The 18,865-nt window shown below is 58.7% G+C and carries 15 protein-coding genes and 1 riboswitch; of the genes, 8 read left to right on the top strand and 7 right to left on the bottom strand.

The window, feature by feature from the left end; genetic code table 11:
* Nucleotides 1-10 precede the first annotated feature (10 nt).
* The 3 genes from JQ848_RS11090 (at nt 11) to JQ848_RS11080 (ending at nt 5,891) form a co-directional block, all read left to right on the top strand.
* Entirely contained in the window at nt 11-3,190 is a 3,180-nt protein-coding gene (locus JQ848_RS11090; RefSeq protein WP_003445180.1) for an efflux RND transporter permease subunit, read from the top strand.
* Nucleotides 3,187-4,596 carry an efflux transporter outer membrane subunit gene (locus JQ848_RS11085; RefSeq protein ID WP_202210682.1) on the top strand — a complete coding sequence of 470 codons (1,410 nt, stop codon included), beginning with the start codon at nt 3,187-3,189 and terminating at the stop codon, nt 4,594-4,596. Before JQ848_RS11090 ends, JQ848_RS11085 begins: the two co-directional genes overlap by 4 nt.
* Before the next feature lie 239 nt (nt 4,597-4,835).
* Nucleotides 4,836-5,891 carry a tetratricopeptide repeat protein gene (locus JQ848_RS11080; RefSeq protein ID WP_010656613.1) on the top strand — a complete coding sequence of 352 codons (1,056 nt, stop codon included), beginning with the start codon at nt 4,836-4,838 and terminating at the stop codon, nt 5,889-5,891.
* Nucleotides 5,892-5,972: 81 nt separating this feature from the next.
* On the opposite strand, the gene JQ848_RS11075 is transcribed toward JQ848_RS11080, so the two are convergent.
* From JQ848_RS11075 to JQ848_RS11055, 5 genes are all read right to left on the bottom strand, one after another.
* Nucleotides 5,973-6,350: a response regulator gene (locus JQ848_RS11075; protein WP_003445176.1), complete on the bottom strand. Its 378-nt coding sequence runs from the start codon at nt 6,348-6,350 to the stop codon at nt 5,973-5,975.
* A gap of 78 nt (nt 6,351-6,428) precedes the next feature.
* Nucleotides 6,429-7,610 carry a hybrid sensor histidine kinase/response regulator gene (locus JQ848_RS11070; RefSeq protein WP_029612658.1) on the bottom strand — a complete coding sequence of 394 codons (1,182 nt, stop codon included), beginning with the start codon at nt 7,608-7,610 and terminating at the stop codon, nt 6,429-6,431.
* Nucleotides 7,607-8,212, bottom strand: a complete 606-nt coding sequence (locus JQ848_RS11065) for a chemotaxis protein CheB (RefSeq protein WP_029612660.1) — start codon at nt 8,210-8,212, stop codon at nt 7,607-7,609. The genes JQ848_RS11070 and JQ848_RS11065 overlap by 4 nt, the downstream gene beginning before the upstream one ends.
* A complete protein-coding gene (locus JQ848_RS11060; protein ID WP_003445169.1) occupies nt 8,209-9,033 on the bottom strand; it encodes a CheR family methyltransferase in 825 nt (274 codons plus the stop codon). The genes JQ848_RS11065 and JQ848_RS11060 overlap by 4 nt, the downstream gene beginning before the upstream one ends.
* Nucleotides 9,034-12,531, bottom strand: coding sequence for a response regulator (locus JQ848_RS11055; protein WP_160627498.1), 3,498 nt, complete (start codon nt 12,529-12,531; stop codon nt 9,034-9,036).
* Between the two features lie 257 nt (nt 12,532-12,788).
* Between JQ848_RS11055 and JQ848_RS11050 the strand changes: the two genes are divergently transcribed.
* The 5 genes from JQ848_RS11050 to cobM all read left to right on the top strand — a co-directional run bounded on the left by JQ848_RS11050 (nt 12,789) and on the right by cobM (nt 15,663).
* On the top strand, nt 12,789-13,151 hold the full coding sequence (locus tag JQ848_RS11050) for a response regulator (protein ID WP_003445165.1): 363 nt from the start codon (nt 12,789-12,791) through the stop codon (nt 13,149-13,151).
* Between the two features lie 66 nt (nt 13,152-13,217).
* Nucleotides 13,218-13,432: riboswitch (cobalamin riboswitch) on the top strand.
* A gap of 96 nt (nt 13,433-13,528) precedes the next feature.
* Nucleotides 13,529-13,717, top strand: coding sequence for a CbtB domain-containing protein (locus JQ848_RS11045; protein WP_003445163.1), 189 nt, complete (start codon nt 13,529-13,531; stop codon nt 13,715-13,717).
* An 11-nt stretch (nt 13,718-13,728) separates the two neighbouring features.
* Nucleotides 13,729-14,430, top strand: a complete 702-nt coding sequence (locus JQ848_RS11040; protein WP_003445160.1) for a CbtA family protein — start codon at nt 13,729-13,731, stop codon at nt 14,428-14,430.
* Nucleotides 14,427-14,840, top strand: coding sequence for a cobalamin biosynthesis protein (locus JQ848_RS11035; protein ID WP_127195610.1), 414 nt, complete (start codon nt 14,427-14,429; stop codon nt 14,838-14,840). Before JQ848_RS11040 ends, JQ848_RS11035 begins: the two co-directional genes overlap by 4 nt.
* 76 nt (nt 14,841-14,916) lie before the next feature.
* A complete protein-coding gene (cobM, locus tag JQ848_RS11030; RefSeq protein WP_003445156.1) occupies nt 14,917-15,663 on the top strand; it encodes a precorrin-4 C(11)-methyltransferase in 747 nt (248 codons plus the stop codon).
* Between the two features lie 96 nt (nt 15,664-15,759).
* On the opposite strand, the gene nfuA is transcribed toward cobM, so the two are convergent.
* Both nfuA and JQ848_RS11020 read right to left on the bottom strand, forming a co-directional pair.
* Nucleotides 15,760-16,344 carry a Fe-S biogenesis protein NfuA gene (nfuA, locus tag JQ848_RS11025; protein ID WP_003445154.1) on the bottom strand — a complete coding sequence of 195 codons (585 nt, stop codon included), beginning with the start codon at nt 16,342-16,344 and terminating at the stop codon, nt 15,760-15,762.
* 111 nt (nt 16,345-16,455) lie between these two features.
* Entirely contained in the window at nt 16,456-18,753 is a 2,298-nt protein-coding gene (locus JQ848_RS11020; protein ID WP_202210681.1) for a fatty acid cis/trans isomerase, read from the bottom strand.
* Nucleotides 18,754-18,865 lie beyond the last annotated feature (112 nt).

Genomic DNA, 18,865 nt, shown 5'->3' with positions numbered 1-18,865 from the left:
GATAACTCCGATGAATTTTTCCCAGTTCTTCATACAGCGGCCGATTTTCGCCGCCGTGCTTTCCTTGCTGATCCTGATTGCGGGCAGCATTTCGCTGTTCCAGTTGCCCATCAGTGAATACCCCGAAGTGGTGCCGCCGACCGTTGTGGTACGGGCCAACTTCCCCGGGGCCAACCCCAAAGTGATAGGTGAAACCGTCGCCGCGCCGCTGGAACAGGCGATTACCGGTGTCGAGAACATGCTCTACATGTCGTCTCAGTCCACCGCTGACGGCAAGATCACCCTGACCATCACCTTTGCCCTGGGTACCGACCTGGACAACGCTCAGGTGCAGGTGCAGAACCGTGTGACCCGTACCGAGCCCAAGCTTCCCGAAGAAGTGACACGCATCGGGATCACGGTGGACAAGGCTTCGCCCGACCTGACCATGGTTGTGCACTTGACCTCGCCGGACCAGCGCTACGACATGCTGTACCTGTCCAACTACGCCATCCTCAACATCAAGGATGAACTGGCCCGCCTCGGCGGGGTTGGCGACGTGCAGTTGTTCGGCATGGGCGATTACTCGTTGCGGGTGTGGCTCGATCCGAACAAGACCGCTTCGCGCAATCTGACGGCCACCGATGTGGTCAACGCGATCCGCGAGCAAAACCGTCAGGTGGCTGCCGGCGCCCTGGGTGCCCCCCCTGCCCCGAATGCCACCAGCTTCCAGCTGTCGGTCAATACCCAAGGCCGTCTGGTGTCCGAAGAAGAGTTCGAGAACATCATCATTCGCGCTGGCGATGACGGTGAAATCACTCGTCTCAAGGACATTGCCCGGGTTGAACTGGGCTCAAGCCAATACGCCCTGCGCTCCCTGCTGAACAATCAACCGGCGGTGGCGATCCCGATTTTCCAGCGTCCGGGTTCCAACGCCATCGATATTTCCAATGAAGTTCGGGCCAAGATGGCCGAGCTGAAGAAGAACTTCCCGCAAGGCATGGACTTCAGCATCGTTTATGACCCGACGATCTTTGTTCGCGGCTCCATCGAGGCGGTGGTTCACACCCTGTTCGAAGCGCTGATTCTGGTGGTGCTGGTGGTGATCCTGTTCCTGCAGACCTGGCGGGCGTCGATCATTCCGCTGGTAGCGGTGCCGGTATCGCTGATCGGTACCTTTGCCGTGATGCACATGTTCGGCTTCTCACTCAACGCCCTGTCGCTGTTCGGACTGGTGCTGGCGATCGGGATCGTGGTCGACGATGCGATTGTGGTGGTGGAGAACGTCGAGCGAAATATCGGCCTGGGGCTGACCCCGGTGGAAGCCACCAAGCGCGCCATGCGTGAAGTGACCGGGCCCATCATCGCCACTGCACTGGTGCTGTGTGCGGTGTTTATCCCGGCCGCCTTTATCTCCGGGCTGACCGGGCAGTTCTACAAGCAGTTCGCCCTGACCATCGCGATTTCGACGGTGATCTCGGCCTTCAACTCGTTGACCCTGTCGCCAGCCCTTGCCGCGGTATTGCTCAAGAGCCACGACGCGCCGAAAGACCGCTTCTCCAGAGTGCTCGACACGCTGTTCGGCGGCTGGCTGTTCCGCCCGTTCAACCGCTTCTTTGACCGTGCCAGCCATACCTATGTCGGTACCGTGGCACGGGTGATCCGCAGCAGTGGCATTGCCCTGATCCTGTACGCCGGGTTGATGGTGCTGACCTTCTTCGGTTTCTCCAACACCCCGACCGGGTTCGTCCCCGGCCAGGACAAGCAATACCTGGTGGCCTTCGCCCAACTGCCGGATGCGGCGAGCCTGGACCGCACCGAAGACGTGATCAAACGCATGTCCGACCTGGCCCTGAAACAGCCCGGGGTAGAAAGCGCAGTGGCGTTCCCGGGCCTGTCGATCAACGGTTTCACCAACAGCCCCAATGCCGGCATCGTCTTCGTAACCCTTAAACCGTTCAACGAACGCAAAGACCCGAGCATGTCTGCCGGTGCCATTGCCGGTGCACTGAACGGCAAGTTCAGCGGCATTGAAGAAGCCTATATGGCGATCTTCCCGCCGCCGCCGGTACAGGGCCTGGGCACCATCGGTGGTTTCCGCCTGCAAATCGAAGACCGGGGCAACCTGGGCTATGACGAGCTGTACAAAGAAACCATGAACATCATCAACAAAAGCCACAACGTGCCGGAACTGGCCGGGCTGTTCACCAGCTACACGGTGAACGTGCCACAGGTCGATGCCGCCATCGACCGGGAAAAAGCCAAGACCCACGGCGTGGCCGTCAGCGACATCTTCGATACCCTGCAGATCTACCTGGGCTCGCTGTATGCCAACGACTTCAACCGTTTCGGTCGTACTTATCAGGTCAACGTTCAGGCCGAGCAGCAGTTCCGCCTGGAGCCGGATCAGATCGGTCAGTTGAAAGTGCGTAACAACAAGGGCGAGATGATCCCGCTGGCCACCTTTATCAAGGTCAGCGACACCTCGGGCCCGGATCGGGTGATGCACTACAACGGCTTTATCACCGCTGAAATCAACGGTGCCGCGGCACCCGGCTACAGCTCCGGCCAGGCCGAAAAAGCCATCGAGAAACTGCTCAAGGAAGAACTGCCCAACGGCATGACCTACGAATGGACCGACCTGACCTACCAGCAGATTCTGTCCGGTAACACAGCGCTGTTCGTGTTCCCGCTCTGCGTATTGCTGGCGTTCCTGGTACTCGCGGCCCAGTACGAAAGCTGGAGCCTGCCGCTGGCGGTGATCCTGATCGTGCCCATGACCCTGTTGTCGGCCATTACCGGGGTGATTGCTTCGGGGGGTGACAACAACATCTTCACCCAGATCGGATTGATCGTACTGGTGGGTCTGGCGTGCAAGAACGCGATTCTGATTGTCGAGTTTGCCAAGGACAAGCAGGAAGAAGGCATGAGCCCGCTGGATGCGGTACTGGAAGCCTGCCGTCTGCGGTTGCGGCCGATCCTGATGACCTCCTTCGCCTTCATCATGGGTGTGGTGCCACTGGTGTTCTCCAGCGGTGCCGGTGCTGAAATGCGCCACGCCATGGGTGTCGCGGTGTTCTCCGGGATGTTGGGTGTGACCTTCTTCGGCCTGCTGCTGACGCCGGTGTTTTATGTATTGATCCGCCGCTATGTGGAGCGCAGTGAAGCGCGCAAGGCGGCCAGGCACCTCAAGCTGGAGTCGCAACAATGAGCCTGAAAGTCTTTATGCCAAGTCTGCTGGTGCTGGCCTTGAGTGCCTGCGCCGTAGGCCCGGACTACAAAACCCCGGTCACTGAGCCGGCACAGATCAGTGCCGACAACCTCAAGGGGTTTGACCGGGCCCATTATGAAGGCATCTGGTGGCAGCAATTCGACGATCCGACCCTCAACCAGTTGGTGACGCAGTCGCTCAACGGTAACCGCGAGCTGCGCGTGGCTTTTGCCCGCCTGCGCGCGGCCCGGGCCATTCGCGATGACGTCAGCAATGACGCCATGCCGACCATTACCAGCCGCGCCAGCAGCGATGTGGGCAAAGGCCAGATACCTGGCCAGACCGAAAAACGGGTCAACAGTGAGCGGTATGACCTGGGGCTGGACATGGCCTGGGAGATCGACCTGTTTGGCCGTATCCAACGCGAACTGGAAGCCAGTGACGCCGACGAACAGGCCGCAGCGGCGGACTTGTATCAACTGCAAGTGACCATGATTGCCGAGCTGGTGGATGCCTACGGTGAACTGCGCGGCGCGCAACTGCGTGAGCGGATCGCCCTGGACAACCTGAAAAACCAGCAAGACTCCAAAGCCATCACCCAAAGCCTGCGTGATGCCGGGGTCGGTGATGAACTGGACGTGATGCGGGCTGATGCGCGTCTGGCCGCAGTTGAGGCCAGCGTGCCGCAACTGCAGGCCGAGCAGGTGCGCGAGCGCAACCGTATCGCCACCTTGCTGGGCCAGCGGCCTGAGCAATTGAGTGTGGACCTGGGGCCCAAGCAGCTGCCGGCCATTGCCAAGGCGCTGAATATCGGCAACCCCGGCGACCTGCTGCAGCGTCGGCCCGACATCATGAGTGCCGAGCGCAAGCTGGCGGCGGCCACTGCCCGGATCGGCGTGGCCAAGGCTGATTTGTTCCCTCGGGTCAGCCTCAGCGGTTTCCTCGGTTTCACCGCCGGGCGTGGTTCGCAGATCGGTTCGGCGGCAGCCAATGCCTGGGCACTGGGCCCGCGCATCACCTGGCCGGCGTTTGATCTGGGCAGCGTGCGGGCACGTCTGCGCGGGGCCGACGCTGAGGCCGATGGCGCACTGGCCAGTTACGAGCAGCAAGTGCTGCTGGCGCTGGAAGAGTCAGAGAATGCCTTCAGCGACTATGGCAAACGTCAGCAGCGCCTGGTTTCGCTGATTCGCCAAAGCGAGTCCAGCCGCGCGGCGGCCGACCTGGCGGCGATACGTTATCGCGAAGGGACGGTGGACTTTCTGGTGTTGCTCGATGCCCAGCGCGAGCGTCTGGCGGCCGAAGACAGCCAGGCCCAGGCCGAGGTTGAGTTGTATCGCGGTGTAGTGGCCATTTACAAAGCCCTGGGCGGCGGCTGGCAAGCAGAGACCGTCGCCAGCGCCGATTGATTTAACAGCAGTTTCAAGAGCTCCTTTGGTTGGTCGCATCCAGCCATTTTTAGCCCCGTGGTCATTCGGTCACGGGGCTTTTTTTGGTTCTGGTTTTTACTGTTCGCGACTTCGTAGTCGCTGCCCGGGGCTGCGATCTGCAGCGTAGCGCCAGCGCGGCTTGCCGGATCAGGGTTTGACTCCAACCGGCTACTGTCCCAATCTTGTCCCTCAACCGCACGCCTGTTTCTGGATATTGCATGACCCAGCCTCGCCGTTACCTCGCTATCAGTCTTCTGTCAGCGCTTATCGCAGCCGGTCTCTGGTATTGGATGCGCCCCGCGCCAGCCACAAAAGCGCCTTCTACAAGCAGCAGTTATTCGGTTGCCCTTGCCCAGGCGCACAACGGTCAACCCGGTGCGGCCCGGGTGCTCTATCAGCAATTGGCCCGCACCGACCTGTCGGACATCCGCCGTGCCAGCCTGCATGCAGAATTACCCAACTACCCCAGCCCCCAGGCACTGAAACTGGCGGACGCCGACTTGCTGCACCCTTCACCGCTGGTCCGTCAGGCGGCGATCCAGAGCATTGCCGGGCTGGTGCCCAACGCCCAGCGCACGCTATTGCTGGGGCCGTTGCTGGATGATCCCGAACAAAGCGTACGCTTTACCGCCGCCAGTGCACTGCTGGGCTTGTCTCCTGATGAGCAAGGCCTGTATTTCGCCCCCTTGCAGCAGGTAATCGACGAATACGAACGCGATCTCAAAACCCGCCCCGACGATCCCCAGGCCCAGGGCCAGCTCGCCCGTCTGTATCTGCATGAAGGTCAGCTGGATGAAGCCCAGGCCGCTCTGGAAAAAGTCACCGCCCTGGACCCGGAAAATCTCAAGGCCGTGGTTGCTCAGGTGGAGTTGCTGGATAAGCGCGGGCAAACCGACCGGGCGCGTGAATTGCTGGCCAGGCAGCTGGAGGAGCATCCCGAGTCTGCTTATTTGCAGCATGCGCTGGGTATCTGGCTGCTTAACCACGGGCAGACTGAATACGCCCTGCTGGGTCTGGCCAAAGCCGTAGAGCTGGAGCCTGATAACAGTGATTACCGTTACAAACTGGCGATTGCCCTGCACGATCTTGATCAACTGGAAGCCGCGCAACGCCAGCTTGAGGAGCTGTTGCAACGCCAGCCGGCCAATCGCAAGGCGCGCGTGCTGTTGATTCGCTACTGGAAAGAGTCCGGGCAAATCCAGAACGTTCAGGTACTGCTGGCGCAGATGGAACAGTTGAACCCGGATGACCCGGCGCTGCAGCAGGGGCTTTGACCCCCTTTGCCTGTCTGTACCTGTAGGAACGAGCTTGCTCGCGAGCTTTTAACCGCTCGCCAGGCAAGCTCGCTCCTACAGTCAGGCCAGCAGTTTCTGGATCTGTTCCTGCAGGGTGTCGAGGTCGAACGGCTTGGCCAGGATCGGCGCCGTCAGGGTGATCGGGCTACCGGTGTCGCGGATTTCTGCCGGGTAACCACTGATAAAAATGACCTTGAGGTCCGGCCGCAGCTTGAGGGCTGGCTCGGCAATCTGAACCCCCGATATACCACCGGGCAGACGAAAATCAGTCACCATCAGGTCCAGATGCGGTTTGCTCGCCAGAATCTCGAACGCCTGCTCGCCGTTTTCAGCCTGCAGCACTCTATAACCTTCACCGGACAGGTAGGCGCTGAGAACCATCAGGATCGAGGGATCGTCTTCGACAATCAGAACTACATCTTGCGCATCTTCACTCATGGGAAACCTTATTCCGGGCAATTGCTGCAATTTCGACCGCAGGCCACGCCATAGGTTGCGGCTAATTCAAGTCTTTTGTTACAGAGGCAGACAAACCCTGAACGTGGCACCTTCACCCAATGCACTGTGAACCGAGATTTGCCCGTCGTGGGCGGCAACGATCTGCTCCGAGATGTACAGCCCCAAGCCAAGGCCGGTAACCACGTGACTGCCGGCTATGCGCTCAAACTGGTGGAAAATCCGCTGCTGGTTTTCTTCGCTGATGCCAATGCCCTGGTCACTGACTTCGATCACGGCCCAGGCACTGCGGGTATACACAGATACATCAATCGGTTTTTTGGCCCCATAACGCAGGGCATTGGTCAGTAAATTGGAGACCACCTGTTCAATTCTGAATTCGTCCCACTGCCCGACCACCGGCTGCTCTGACCTGTAGTTGACGCTCGAACCCGCCGCGCTGATTTGCGCAGCAAAGCTCTCCAGCAAATTGCCCACCGCGGCTGACAAATCAAATTCTGACGGCCGGATCGACAGTTTTCCGGTGCGGATGCGCGACACATCAAGCATGTCCTCGATGAGCCGGATCAGGCTCTGGATCTGACGCTCATCGCGCTCGACCATGGCCTTCATCTTGTCCAGCGTAAAGGCTGACGCGTTGTCGCGGGCCAGGTGCATCTTGCGCAGCTGGGTTTCCAGGATCAGCCCGTTAAGCGGCGTGCGTACCTCATGGGAGACAATCGACATGAAGTCGTCGCGCATGCGCACTGCATGTTCGAGCTCGACCTGGGTCAGTTGCAACTGTGCCAGCAATACTTCCTGCTCGCGGCGGCTTTGCTCAAGGGCTTCGACCTGCTGCTTGACCGCCTTGCGCTGGCGATAAAGGTCGACAAACACATTGACCTTGCTCTTCACCGCATGGATATCCAGCGGTTTGTGCAAAAAGTCCACGGCCCCGCTTTCATAGCCCTTGAAGGCGTAGTTCATCTCGCGCCCGGCGGCACTGACAAAGACGATCGGGATACTTTTGGTTTTCTCCGTACCGCGCATCAACTCGGCCAGTTCAAAACCGTTCATGCCGGGCATTTGCACATCCAGAATGGCGATGGCGAATTCATGCTGCAGCAACAATGACAATGCTTCGTCCGCAGACAACGCTTTGTAGACGGTGCGATCCTCGCCTTTGATCAACGCTTCCAGCGCCAGCAAATTTTCCGGCAGATCATCAACGATCAGCAACTTGGCTTGAATATCACTTTTCAGCATTCGATTCGTTCCAGCTCGCATAGCAAACGGCCGATGCCGCGCAAAGGGAGGATGTAGTCAGGTTTTATCCGGTCCAGTGCCGCTTGGGGCATGGTCGCAACCAGGGCCTCTTGCGGGTCCTGGACAATGGTCACGCCGCCGCGCTGTTTGACGGTGTACAGCCCCTGAGCGCCGTCCTGATTGGCACCCGTCAGTAAGATGGCGGCCAGCCGGTGTTGATACGCATCGGCCGCCGACTCAAACAGGTAATCGATCGCCGGCCGCGAGTAATGCACCCGCGCCTCCTGGCTGAACGAGAAGCTATAGTCGCCCTCCACCGACAGGTGATAGCCGGGAGCCGCGAAATACACGGTTCCCGGGCTGATCGGTTCCTTGTCGGTCGCTTCCTTGACCCTGAGCGCCAGACGCCGGGCAAACACCTCGGCCAGCTGGCTACGGTGGGCATCGGGCAAGTGCAGGACCACAATGATGGGCAGGCCGAAGTCGGGGCCCAAGCCTTCAAAAATAGCCAACAAGGCTTCAACACCCCCGGCCGATGCCCCGACTACCACGGCATCCACAGGTCTCAAGGGCGAAGACGCTACGGTTATGTCATTCATAGCTTGCGGTAGATCCGTTCTTGTTTGAGCAGGGGCGCAAACTGTTTGCTGTAGTCCGAAAAATCCAGGGTTTCCTTGCTGCCCAACATCAGGAAACCACGGTGGCACAGCGACTCATGAAACAATCCGAATGCTCTGTTTTGAAGATTCTTATTAAAGTAGATCAGTACGTTGCGACACGAAATCAAATGGGTTTCGGAAAATACGCTGTCGGTCGCCAGGCTGTGATCGGCAAATGTCACGTTTTCACGCAGTGTCTTGTCAAAAATCGCATAGTCGTAGGCGGCAGTGTAGTACTCGGCAAACGAACGCTGCCCCCCGGATTTTTGGTAATTCTGGGTATAGGCGCGAACGTTCTCCAACGAGAAAATCCCTTGTCGGGCCTTTTCCAGGGAGCGCGGATTGATATCGGTGGCGTAGATGATGGTGCGATCCAGCAGGCCCTCTTCACGCAGCAAGATGGCCATCGAGTAAACCTCTTCTCCGGTACTGCAACCTGCAATCCAGATTTTCAGTGAGGGGTAGGTCTTGAGCACCGGCACCACTTCCTGGCGAATGGCCAGAAAGTGCTCCGGGTCGCGAAACATCTCGCTCACCGGAATGGTCAGGAACTGCAGCAACTGCATAAAGGCCGTCGGGTCATGCAGTACCCGTTCCTGCAGGGCCGATATGGTCTTGCATTCGAACTGACGCAACGCATGATGTACCCGGCGCTTGATGGACGCGCCGGAGTAGTCGCGGAAGTCATAGCTGTATTTGAGATAGATCGCTTCGATCAGAAGGCGTAACTCTATGTCGTCGTTTCGTTGCGTTTGTGGCACTTAGAGTCGTTCCATTTTCGGTAGCCAGACACGGATCAACGAAAAGAGTCGGTCCAGATCAATAGGTTTGGCCAGGTAATCATTGGAGCCTGCCTGCAGGCACCGATCCTGATCGTCTTTCATTGCCTTGGCCGTCACTGCAATGATCGGCAGCTTGCGCCAGCGCGGGTCCTTGCGAATTTCTACGGTGGCTTCGTAGCCGTCCATCTCCGGCATCATCACGTCCATCAATACCAGATCGATATCATCGGTCTCGTTAAGACGCTCGATGGCTTCACGGCCATTACGGCCAATGACCACGATAGCGCCCTTATGCTCAAGGGCACTGGTCAGGGCGAAGATGTTGCGCACATCGTCATCCACCAGCAAAATCTTGCGCCCTTCGAACACCCTGTCGCGGCTACGGGCGGTCTTGAGCATGCTTTGCCGCTCATGGGACAACTGCGATTCAACTTTGTGCAAAAACAATGTCACTTCATCGAGCAAACGCTCCGGCGAACGCGCGCCCTTGATGATGATCGAGCGGGAATACTTGCGCAGCTCTGCCTCTTCATCCCGGGTCAGGTTGCGCCCGGTATAGACGATGACCGGCGGGAACGAGCAGATGTCCTCGGTAGACATGCGCTTGAGCAGGTCGTTGCCCAGCATGTCCGGTAATTTGAGGTCGATGATCATGCAGTCATAGATGTTGCTGCGCAGCAGTTCAAGCGCCTCATGGGCGAAGCCTACGGCGGTGATTTCGATGTCATCGTCGCCGATCAGGCGGGCAATGCTGTGGCGCTGCAAATCATCATCTTCCACCAGCAGAACCTTTTTCACCTTCTGCGTAAGCTTGGCTTCCAGGCGCGCGAATACGTTTTTGAGCTCTTCGCGGCTGGTCGGCTTGACCGCATAGCCCACGGCGCCCATGTGCATCGCAGCTTCGACCCGATCTTCCACGGATATGACGTGAACCGGGATATGCCGGGTCGGCGCCAGCGCCTTCAGGCGCTGCAGCACCGTCAGCCCGGAATGATCAGGCAGGCGCATATCCAGCAGAATCGCATCAGGAATAAATTGTGTCGCCAGGCTGAAGCCTTCATCTGCGCCGTGGGCCACCAGGCAGTGATACCCCAATTCATGCGCCAGATCGAAGAGGATACCGGCAAAGTTAGGCTCATCTTCGATCACCAGGATACAACGTCCGGTAAAGGGACCTTTTTCCCGGTCATCCATGAACCGCGGGATGTGCAGGGGCGCAACAATAGCCGCGGGCGCTGCTGGCTTGGGTACGACAGCAACCACTGGCACCACAGCGCTGACAGGCACCCGGGCTGGTGGCTCGGCGTTTTCCACAAACTGTTCGGGCATGACCAGGGTAAATACGCTGCCCTGCCCCGGCACGCTACTGACACTGATGGAGCCACCGAGCAATGTCGCCAGATCCCGGGAAATCGACAGGCCCAGCCCCGTCCCGCCATAACTGCGGTTGGTGGTGCCATCGGCCTGGCGGAAGGCTTCGAAAATGCTTTCCAGCTCTTCGGCGGCGATCCCTATCCCGGAATCCGCGACGCTGAACGCTATGGCGGCATCCGGCAGAGCCGACACGGTCAGGCTGACCTGACCCTTGGCGGTGAACTTGATCGCGTTGGACAACAGGTTTTTGAGCACTTGCTCCAGACGCTGGCTGTCGGTGTAGATCATGGCCGGCGTGCCGGGCTGTACCTCAACCCGGAACTGCAGGGACTTGTCCCCCGCCAGCGGCTCGAACATACCGCGCAAACCCTCGACTACACGGCTGACACTGGTGTTTTCGGGACGCACTTCGAGCTTGCCGGCTTCAACTTTGGAGATATCCAGAATGTCGTTGATCAGGTTGAGCAAGTCATTGCCCGCCGAGTAGATAGACTCGGCGAACTTGACCTGTTCGGCGCTCAGGTTCTCCTGGGGGTTTTCCGCGAGCAGCTTGGCCAGAATCAACGAGCTGTTGAGCGGGGTCCGCAGTTCATGGGACATGTTGGCGAGGAACTCGGACTTGTACTTGCTGGAGCGCTGCAGCTCCAGAGCGCGCTCTTCAAGCTGCACCTGGGCCTGATTCAGTTCGGTATTCTTGAGATCCATCGCGTCTCGCTGACCGGCCAGGGCCAGTGCCTGTTCCGCCAGCTGTTCGTTGGTTTGCTCAAGCTCCGCCTGCTGGGTTTCAAGATGCGTCTGGGATTCCTTGAGAATCTGCGATTGCTCTTCGAGCTCTTCGTTCGCGGTCTTCAGCTCTTCCTGCTGCACTTGCAGCTCTTCGTTGAGCTGCTGGGTTTCGGCCAGCACTTCCTGCAGGCGCTGACGGTAACGGGCGGCTTCAATCGACATGCCGATATTGTCGGCAATCAACTCAAACAGTTCGACATCACGCTCCGTCAGTGGCCGCAGGAAGCCCAGTTCAATGACGCCATTGACCCGGTCATCGTCGCTGGTAGGCACCACCAGCACGCTGCGCGGGGTGCCTTGCCCAAGACCTGAGCTGACTTTCAGGAAGTAGTCCTCGGGCACATCGTCCAGGCGTATCAGCTGGTCTTGCCGGGCCGCCTGCCCGACCAGGCCTTCGTCATTGTGTATCAACTGATCCCGGGCTTCTTCCTCTCGGGAAAAACCATAACTGGCCACCCGTTTGAGGCCGCCGTGGTCTTCGCGTACATACACGGCGGCAACCACTGTGCCGAGATACTGGGCGCAAAATTGCAGAATGTTGCGCCCCAGCATATTCAGGGTCAGCCGGCCCAATACCTGCTCCGCCAGTTCGGTTTGACCGTTACGCAACCAGGCCTGCTGTTCCAGGCGCTGCGCAGTCTTAATTTGTAGCTCGAGGTTGTCGCTGTAACTCTTTGAAAGATCGAGTAAATCACGACGACCTCTGTAGGCCAGAAAACCACTCAAGCCGAGTACAAACACCAGATAAAGGCCAATACTGACGAGGGTGGTTTTACTCACATCTTCATTGCGGGCAACTCGCAGTTGCTGCTCCATGGCAACGAAGTCTTCGAATTCCTTGCGGATTTCATCGCTCAGGCGCTTGCCACGTCCGGCCTGCACTGCCGCCCTGTAGTCGCCGCTCTGGCGGCGCATATCGATCATCGACTGGGCATAGTTACTCCAGTCGGATTGCAGGGCTTCGAGACGCTTGAGGCGATCAATTTGCTGCGGGTTGTCGCCGACCAGCTCTTTCAGCCCGTTGAGTTGGGCCATGATTTGAGGCTTTGCCACTTCATAGGGGTCAAGAAAATGCTCATCACCGGTAATCAGGAAGCCGCGCATGCCGGTTTCAAGATCCACTGACAGCTTCACCGCCTCGTTGGCGTTGTTAATCACCCGGTCGGTGTGCTCGACCCACTGAATGACCGACAGCAGGTAGCTGATCATGGCTACAAACAACACGGCGCTGAGCACACCCACACCCAAGGGCAAACCGACGTTGCGGCTCAGGAGCTTGCGAAAGCTCTGCTCATCTACCGAAGCTGGTGCATTCATATTTCAGTCCCGTGTACGGTGGTCAAAATTGAGAGTTTGACGGATTCTCGAGTAAAAATTCTATTTTTCTTATGAAGTGGTAGCCAATTCCTACAGTGAAAAAGGATTTAGCTGCTTGCAACAGCTATCCTAACAAAACTTGTACAGGCATTTTTTTTGTACAACGGCGGAACTAGGTTGGGGTTCCAGCTTACTGATAGAGCAAGCAAATTCAGGTTTGCCCCCACCCGCGCTCAATTTCATTCGGGATAACCATTATGTCTGCAACACCCTCTACCATTCTGGTGGTCGAAGACGACGCCATTGTTCGTATGTTGATCGTTGACGTACTGGAAGAGTTGAAATTCAACGTGCTCGAAGCCGAGGATGGCGAGAGCGCCATGGAACTGCTCGAAGACCGGGGCAACAGGATCGATTTGCTGATGAGCGATGTGGGGATGCCGGGGATGGATGGCAAGACCCTTGCCAATAAAGCCCGCGAGCTGCGACCACAGTTACCCGTGCTGTTTGCCAGCGGCTATGCCGAGAACATCGATGTACCAGCCGGCATGTTTGTGATCGGCAAACCCTTTTCCATCGACCAACTGCGCAACAAGGTCAAAAGCATCCTCGCCGTCTGAAGTTGACTCTGCAGGCAATCCATTGCATGGGCAGCTGATTTGACGGCTCCCGCGTAGCTGTGCTCTCCTACACATCTTGTATCAGGTGCCCTTCACAGGGTGAAACGGGAAACCGGTGCGTCAGGCGTTAATTGTCCGACCAGTCCGGTGCTGCCCCCGCAACGGTAAGCGAGAGAAACATCACAACCACTGTGCACCCTGCATGGGAAGGAGATGTTTGCAGGCCCACACCACGTGAGCCCCTCGCAAGCCCGGAGACCGGCCTGGTCATTACCAATAACAAACCCGCGGTGGGCGGGCGCTGTTAAACCCTGCGAGCTTCGTTCGCGGGGTTTTCTTGCGCTCTTGTGCCCGCTGTCTGACCAGAGGGAAGCGCCATGTCCATCAGCACCAGCCGTACTCACTCCGCTGCCACCAGCGCCACACGAAGCCAACGTATCGTTGCTGCCGTCGGCGCTGCGGTGCTGGGGGCTTTGCTCGTCTACTTCGCCGGTTTCTCGCATATTGCAGCCGTACACAATGCAGCCCATGACACCCGTCATAGCTCAGCCTTTCCGTGCCATTGAGGTTGCCTGCCATGATTAAGCGTATAGCTCAGACCGCAGGCTTCACCGGCTTGCTGGGCGCTTTGCTGCTCACCCTGCTGCAAAGCTTTTGGGTCGCCCCGCTGATTCTGCAGGCGGAAACCTACGAAAAACCCGCCGCCAGTGAAGTGCACGAGCACGACGCAGGCAGCATGGCCGGCCATAGCCACGACGACGAAGCCTGGGAGCCTGAAGACGGTTGGCAGCGGGTGCTGTCGACCACCGGCGGTAATCTTGTGGTGGCGGTCGGTTTTGCCCTGATGCTGGCGGGCCTGTATACCCTGCGCGCACCGACCCGCACCTCCCAGGGCCTGCTGTGGGGGCTGGCCGGCTATGCGGTGTTCTGCCTGGCGCCAACCCTTGGCCTGCCCCCCGAGTTGCCGGGCACTGCCGCCGCCGATTTGCTGCAACGCCAGCTCTGGTGGGTCACCACTGCCGCATCCACTGCAGTGGCCATCGCGCTGTTAGTGTTTGGCAAGCACTGGGCCCTGAAAGTGCTGGGGGTTGCGATTGTGCTGGTACCACATATTTTTGGTGCGCCCCAGCCCCTGGTGCATTCCAGCCTGGCTCCGCAAGAGCTGGAAGCGCAGTTCAAGATCGCTTCGCAACTGACCAACTTCGCCTTCTGGCTGGCATTGGGCGTGATCAGCGCCTGGTTGTTCCGCCGCAAGCCTGAAGCTCAGTACTCGGCATGATTGCTGCCGGCACCGCGCCAATCCTGGTGATTGGCCTGGGCTGCCGTCAGGGTTGCAGTGTCGATGACCTGCTGGCCCTGATTGAACAATCCCTGAGCCAGGCGGGAATCGCTCTGCAGGCGGTTCACGCCCTGGCCAGTATTGATCTCAAGCGTGATGAGGCGGGGCTCATCCGGTTGGCGGCGCAGTTGAATCTTGCGTATGAGGTTCTAAGCGCGCAGCAACTGGCCCCGTTTGCGCCCCAATTGAGTCAGCGGTCAGCCCGGGCGTTTGCCCTTACCGGCTGCTTTGGCGTGGCCGAAAGTGCTGCACTGGCCCTGGCCGAACAGCTGGGTGGCGCGCCGGCCAGACTGCTGATTACACGCCAGAACTCGTCTGTGGCCACCTTTGCATTGGCCTGTGCCGGGTAAAACCCGCGATAATCCCCTGCTTCACTATGAGCGTTGTTCACGAACAGCTCTATCCAGACCCTTTCAAGAGACTGCCATGACTGTTTATTTCATCGGTGCCGGGCCCGGCGATCCAGAGTTGATTACCGTCAAGGGCCAGCGCTTGATCCGCAGCTGCCCGGTGATTATTTACGCCGGTTCGCTGGTGCCGGAGGCAGTCCTTGAAGGCCATCAGGCTGAGCAAGTGATCAATAGTGCAGAGCTGCACCTTGAGCAAATTATCAGCCTGATCAAAACCGCCGATGCCAAAGGCCAGGATGTGGCCCGCGTGCACTCGGGTGATCCGAGCCTGTATGGCGCCATTGGCGAGCAAATCCGCTGTTTGCGCGAGCTGGGCATTGCATTTGAAATCATTCCGGGGGTGACCGCCACAGCCGCCTGCGCTGCCATTTTAGGCGCAGAACTGACCCTGCCGGACATCTCACAAACCGTGATCCTGACCCGTTACGCGGACAAGACCCGGATGCCTGCAGGCGAAGAGCTGGAGAGCCTGGCGCAACACAAGGCGACCATGGCGATTCATTTGGGGGTCAAGAACCTTGAGCGAATCATCGAGGAGCTACGCCCCCATTACGGCAGTGACTGCCCTGTTGCAGTCATTCACCGGGCCAGCTGGCCGGACCAGGACTGGGTGCAAGGCACCCTGGATGACATTCTGGACAAGGTCCGGGCCAAGGGCTTCAAGCGTACGGCACTGATTCTGGTGGGCCGGGTACTGGCCAGTGACAGTTTTTCCGATTCATCGCTGTACCGTGCCGGGCATGCGCATCTGTATCGTCCATAAGTACCTGGCTGCCACAGATTCCGGACATAAAAAAACGGTGCTCACGGGGCACCGTTTTTTCATCAGCTACGCAGCGTACACCCTGTTACCGATGACTCAGTAGTAGGCGTTTTCTTTCTGCGAGTGGTCGGTCACATCACGTACGCCTTTGAGCTCGGGCACTCGCTCCAGCAGCGTGCGCTCGATGCCTTCACGCAGGGTGACGTCTGCCTGGCCGCAGCCCTGGCAACCGCCACCGAACTTGAGGACCGCAATACCGTCTTCAACCACTTCAATCAAGCTGACCTGACCGCCGTGGCTGGCCAGACCGGGATTGATCTCGGTCTGCAGGTAGTAGTTGATACGCTCGTTGATCGGGCTATCGGCGTTAACTGTTGGCACCTTGGCGTTTGGCGCCTTGATGGTCAGCTGACCGCCCATGCGATCGGTGGCGTAGTCCACCACGGCATCGTCAAGAAACGGTTCGCTGACCGAGTCAATCCAGGCCGTGAAGGTTTTCAGGCCCAGTGCGGTATCTTCGGGTTTCACTTCATTGGGCTTGCAGTAGGCAATGCAGGTTTCAGCGTACTGGGTGCCGGGCTGGGTGATGAAGACGCGGATGCCGATACCCGGGGTGTTCTGCTTGGATAGCAGATCAGCCAGGTAATCGTGGGCGGCGTCGGTAATCGTTATGGCGCTCATGGAATCTCCTCGCAGACATGTGGGGCAGTTTACGCCAATCGGCGCGCCTGACAAAGTCCTAGTATTTTTGTCAGGAAAGCAGCCCCGTCCAGTTCAAAATAATCGGTACGACTACAGGTTCTCGTAACGGTTCATATCCAGCACGCCCGCCTCTACCGGGTCGGTTTCATTGATGTACTGGCCAATATCGTGGAAGTAATGCCAGAACTGCGGATTGCTGCGACGTATCCCCCAGCGCTCGACAATGGTGTCGAAGGTCGACTGATCCTTGCATTGCTCCATCGCCTTGACAAAGGCTGGCACCTCATCCGCCGGGATGTTGAACATAAAGTTCGGATAGCTGCTGAGTACCCCGGGGTAAATGGTCAGGGTATCCAGGCCCGGTTGCAGCCGGTATTCCTCACCGAGCATGAACGCCACGTTGGTGTGCGCGCGGTTGCGCAGCATGCTGTACATTTCGCGCTTGCCGTCGGCGCCCTCGATACGCAGCATGGTGGCTTCGGGCAACTGGTTGATCACCGCCAGCCCCGCTGCAGGACGTGAGGTCAAACTGCTCAGGGATTGCTCTGCGTACTGGAACTCCCGGGCGATGCCGGGCCGTGAGCAGTACGCCCCGGTGCAGCGGTTGATCGGGTCTGGCCGCGCATTGAGGGTGCCTGTGCGCTCGATCAATTTGAGCGCGAAATCGCGCTTGGGGTCGACCGGGTCCAGCTTGATGCCCGTCGGGGTGTCGGCATCGATTTTTTGATAGTCGAGCCACATCTTCAGCTTGCCGCTGTTCTGGTACCAGTCACTCAAGATGCCCGCCCGGGAATCGGCCGGCATCAGACGCAGGAAGTTGACCTCGGCACCATTGCGGATAAGGTCGAAGTACAAACGCGTCTGCGCCTGATGGGAGACGTTGCCGAACACATCGAAGTTGACTGCCAGCTGGTAGTAGGTGCGCTCCAGCAACGGGTAGTCGAACAACCACAGGGTTTGCGGCACGTCACCGATCAGGCCCTTGCTCACGCTGGCGCTGTCAAAGTGCCGGAAAATGGTCAGCAACGCGTTGTCGTTGCCCGCCCACAGGGTCGACCAGCTGGGCGGCGTCATTTCGGCATAGGCTTGTTGGCGCAACTTCTCATAGTCGTTGCGCTTGTCGCGATAGTTGTGCCACAGCGAGATCACACTGCCCACATCATCGATTTGCCCCGGCATCGCCAGCAACGGCGTGGCCTTGCCCCGATAAGCGGCATCGGTGACATAGCGATCGTGGGCAGGCTCCTGGAACACGGTCCAGAAGTTGTCGCGAATCACGTCCGTGGCAATTTGCCCACGGCACACCGGGCCGCGGATAAAGGTGCGCACGAAATATTCCGAGTTATCGAGCATGAACTGGTAACGCGCAACTGCCGGAATGGCCTCGAAGGTTTCAAACGGATTGGCCCGGCCGCGCGGCCCGTAACCCGGCAATGAGGTGGCGTGCCAGTCACCGCTGTAGAACAGCTGCTTGACCCGTGCCAGCTTGTGCGCGCCCATCAGGTAGGTGATGTGGGTCTTGTGCACGATCACGCCCTGGACCGGCATCAAGCGATAGAAAAACTCGGTGCCCGGATCGTCATTCGGCCGGCGTGTGGCAATCAGGTCAACCGGCACGCCGCTGGGCGTACGCGAGCGCACCCATTGAAAGTAATGCCCCGGCACACCGTTATCGAAATAGGCGTGGGCCAAAAACAAATGCTCATACAACCAGCGCGCGACCAGGGCTTCAGTTGAACCCGGGCGATTGAGCAACTCTTCCCATTCGGCGATCTGTTGCGCTTCCTCGACGCTCGGCCGGATTGCGTTTTGATCCACCGGCGCACCCTGGGCTAGCCAGGTTTGCACGGTTTGATATTGCTGATCGGTAAGCCCGGTCACGGCCAACGGCATCCCTTCCCTGGGGTGCTTTTGCGCATAGGCATTGAACTCCCCCGGGGCCGGGCAGGCGTTTTGACGGTTCAGGCCCAGCACAATCTCTTCAGGCAACTTGGCATTGGGGGTCAGCGGAGCGCTGTGGCCCAGTTCCAGCATCCGCGCCATTAATGCTGCTTGCGCGCCCTGGGCATCGAGAACCGAGTAAAAACCCTTGTTGCGCCATTCAATAGGGCCACTGGCATCGTAGAAGATCCGGGTCGGGGCTACGGCGGTGGTTCTGTCGCCCTGGTACACCGGGACTTTGCTTGCTCCGCGGGTCGAGCCTTCGGCGCTGCCAAGGTTCAGCTGGCAGGCGGCATCGTTGCAGGCGTGACAGGCAACGCATTTCTCAGTGAGGATCGGCTGTATGTCCCGGGTATAGGAAATAGCCGGACTTACCAGCGGGGTTTGTCCCAGCGCTGTACTGCACACCACCAGCGCCACGGCGCCGGCGAGTAGGCGAAAAAACATGTGCCATTGTCCTGATATCAATAGATGTCGCAATTCTACCCATGGAACACCCGCACCAACATGAATCAAATTCATGTAAATTAGCGAACGCTCAAATCCCACGCAGGTTTGT

Origin of the sequence: Pseudomonas paraversuta, from assembly GCF_904067025.1 — a bacterium.
Taxonomy (GTDB): domain Bacteria; phylum Pseudomonadota; class Gammaproteobacteria; order Pseudomonadales; family Pseudomonadaceae; genus Aquipseudomonas; species Aquipseudomonas paraversuta.
Note: the sequence above shows the minus strand (reverse complement) of the source record. Positions and strands in the feature narration are given on the sequence as shown.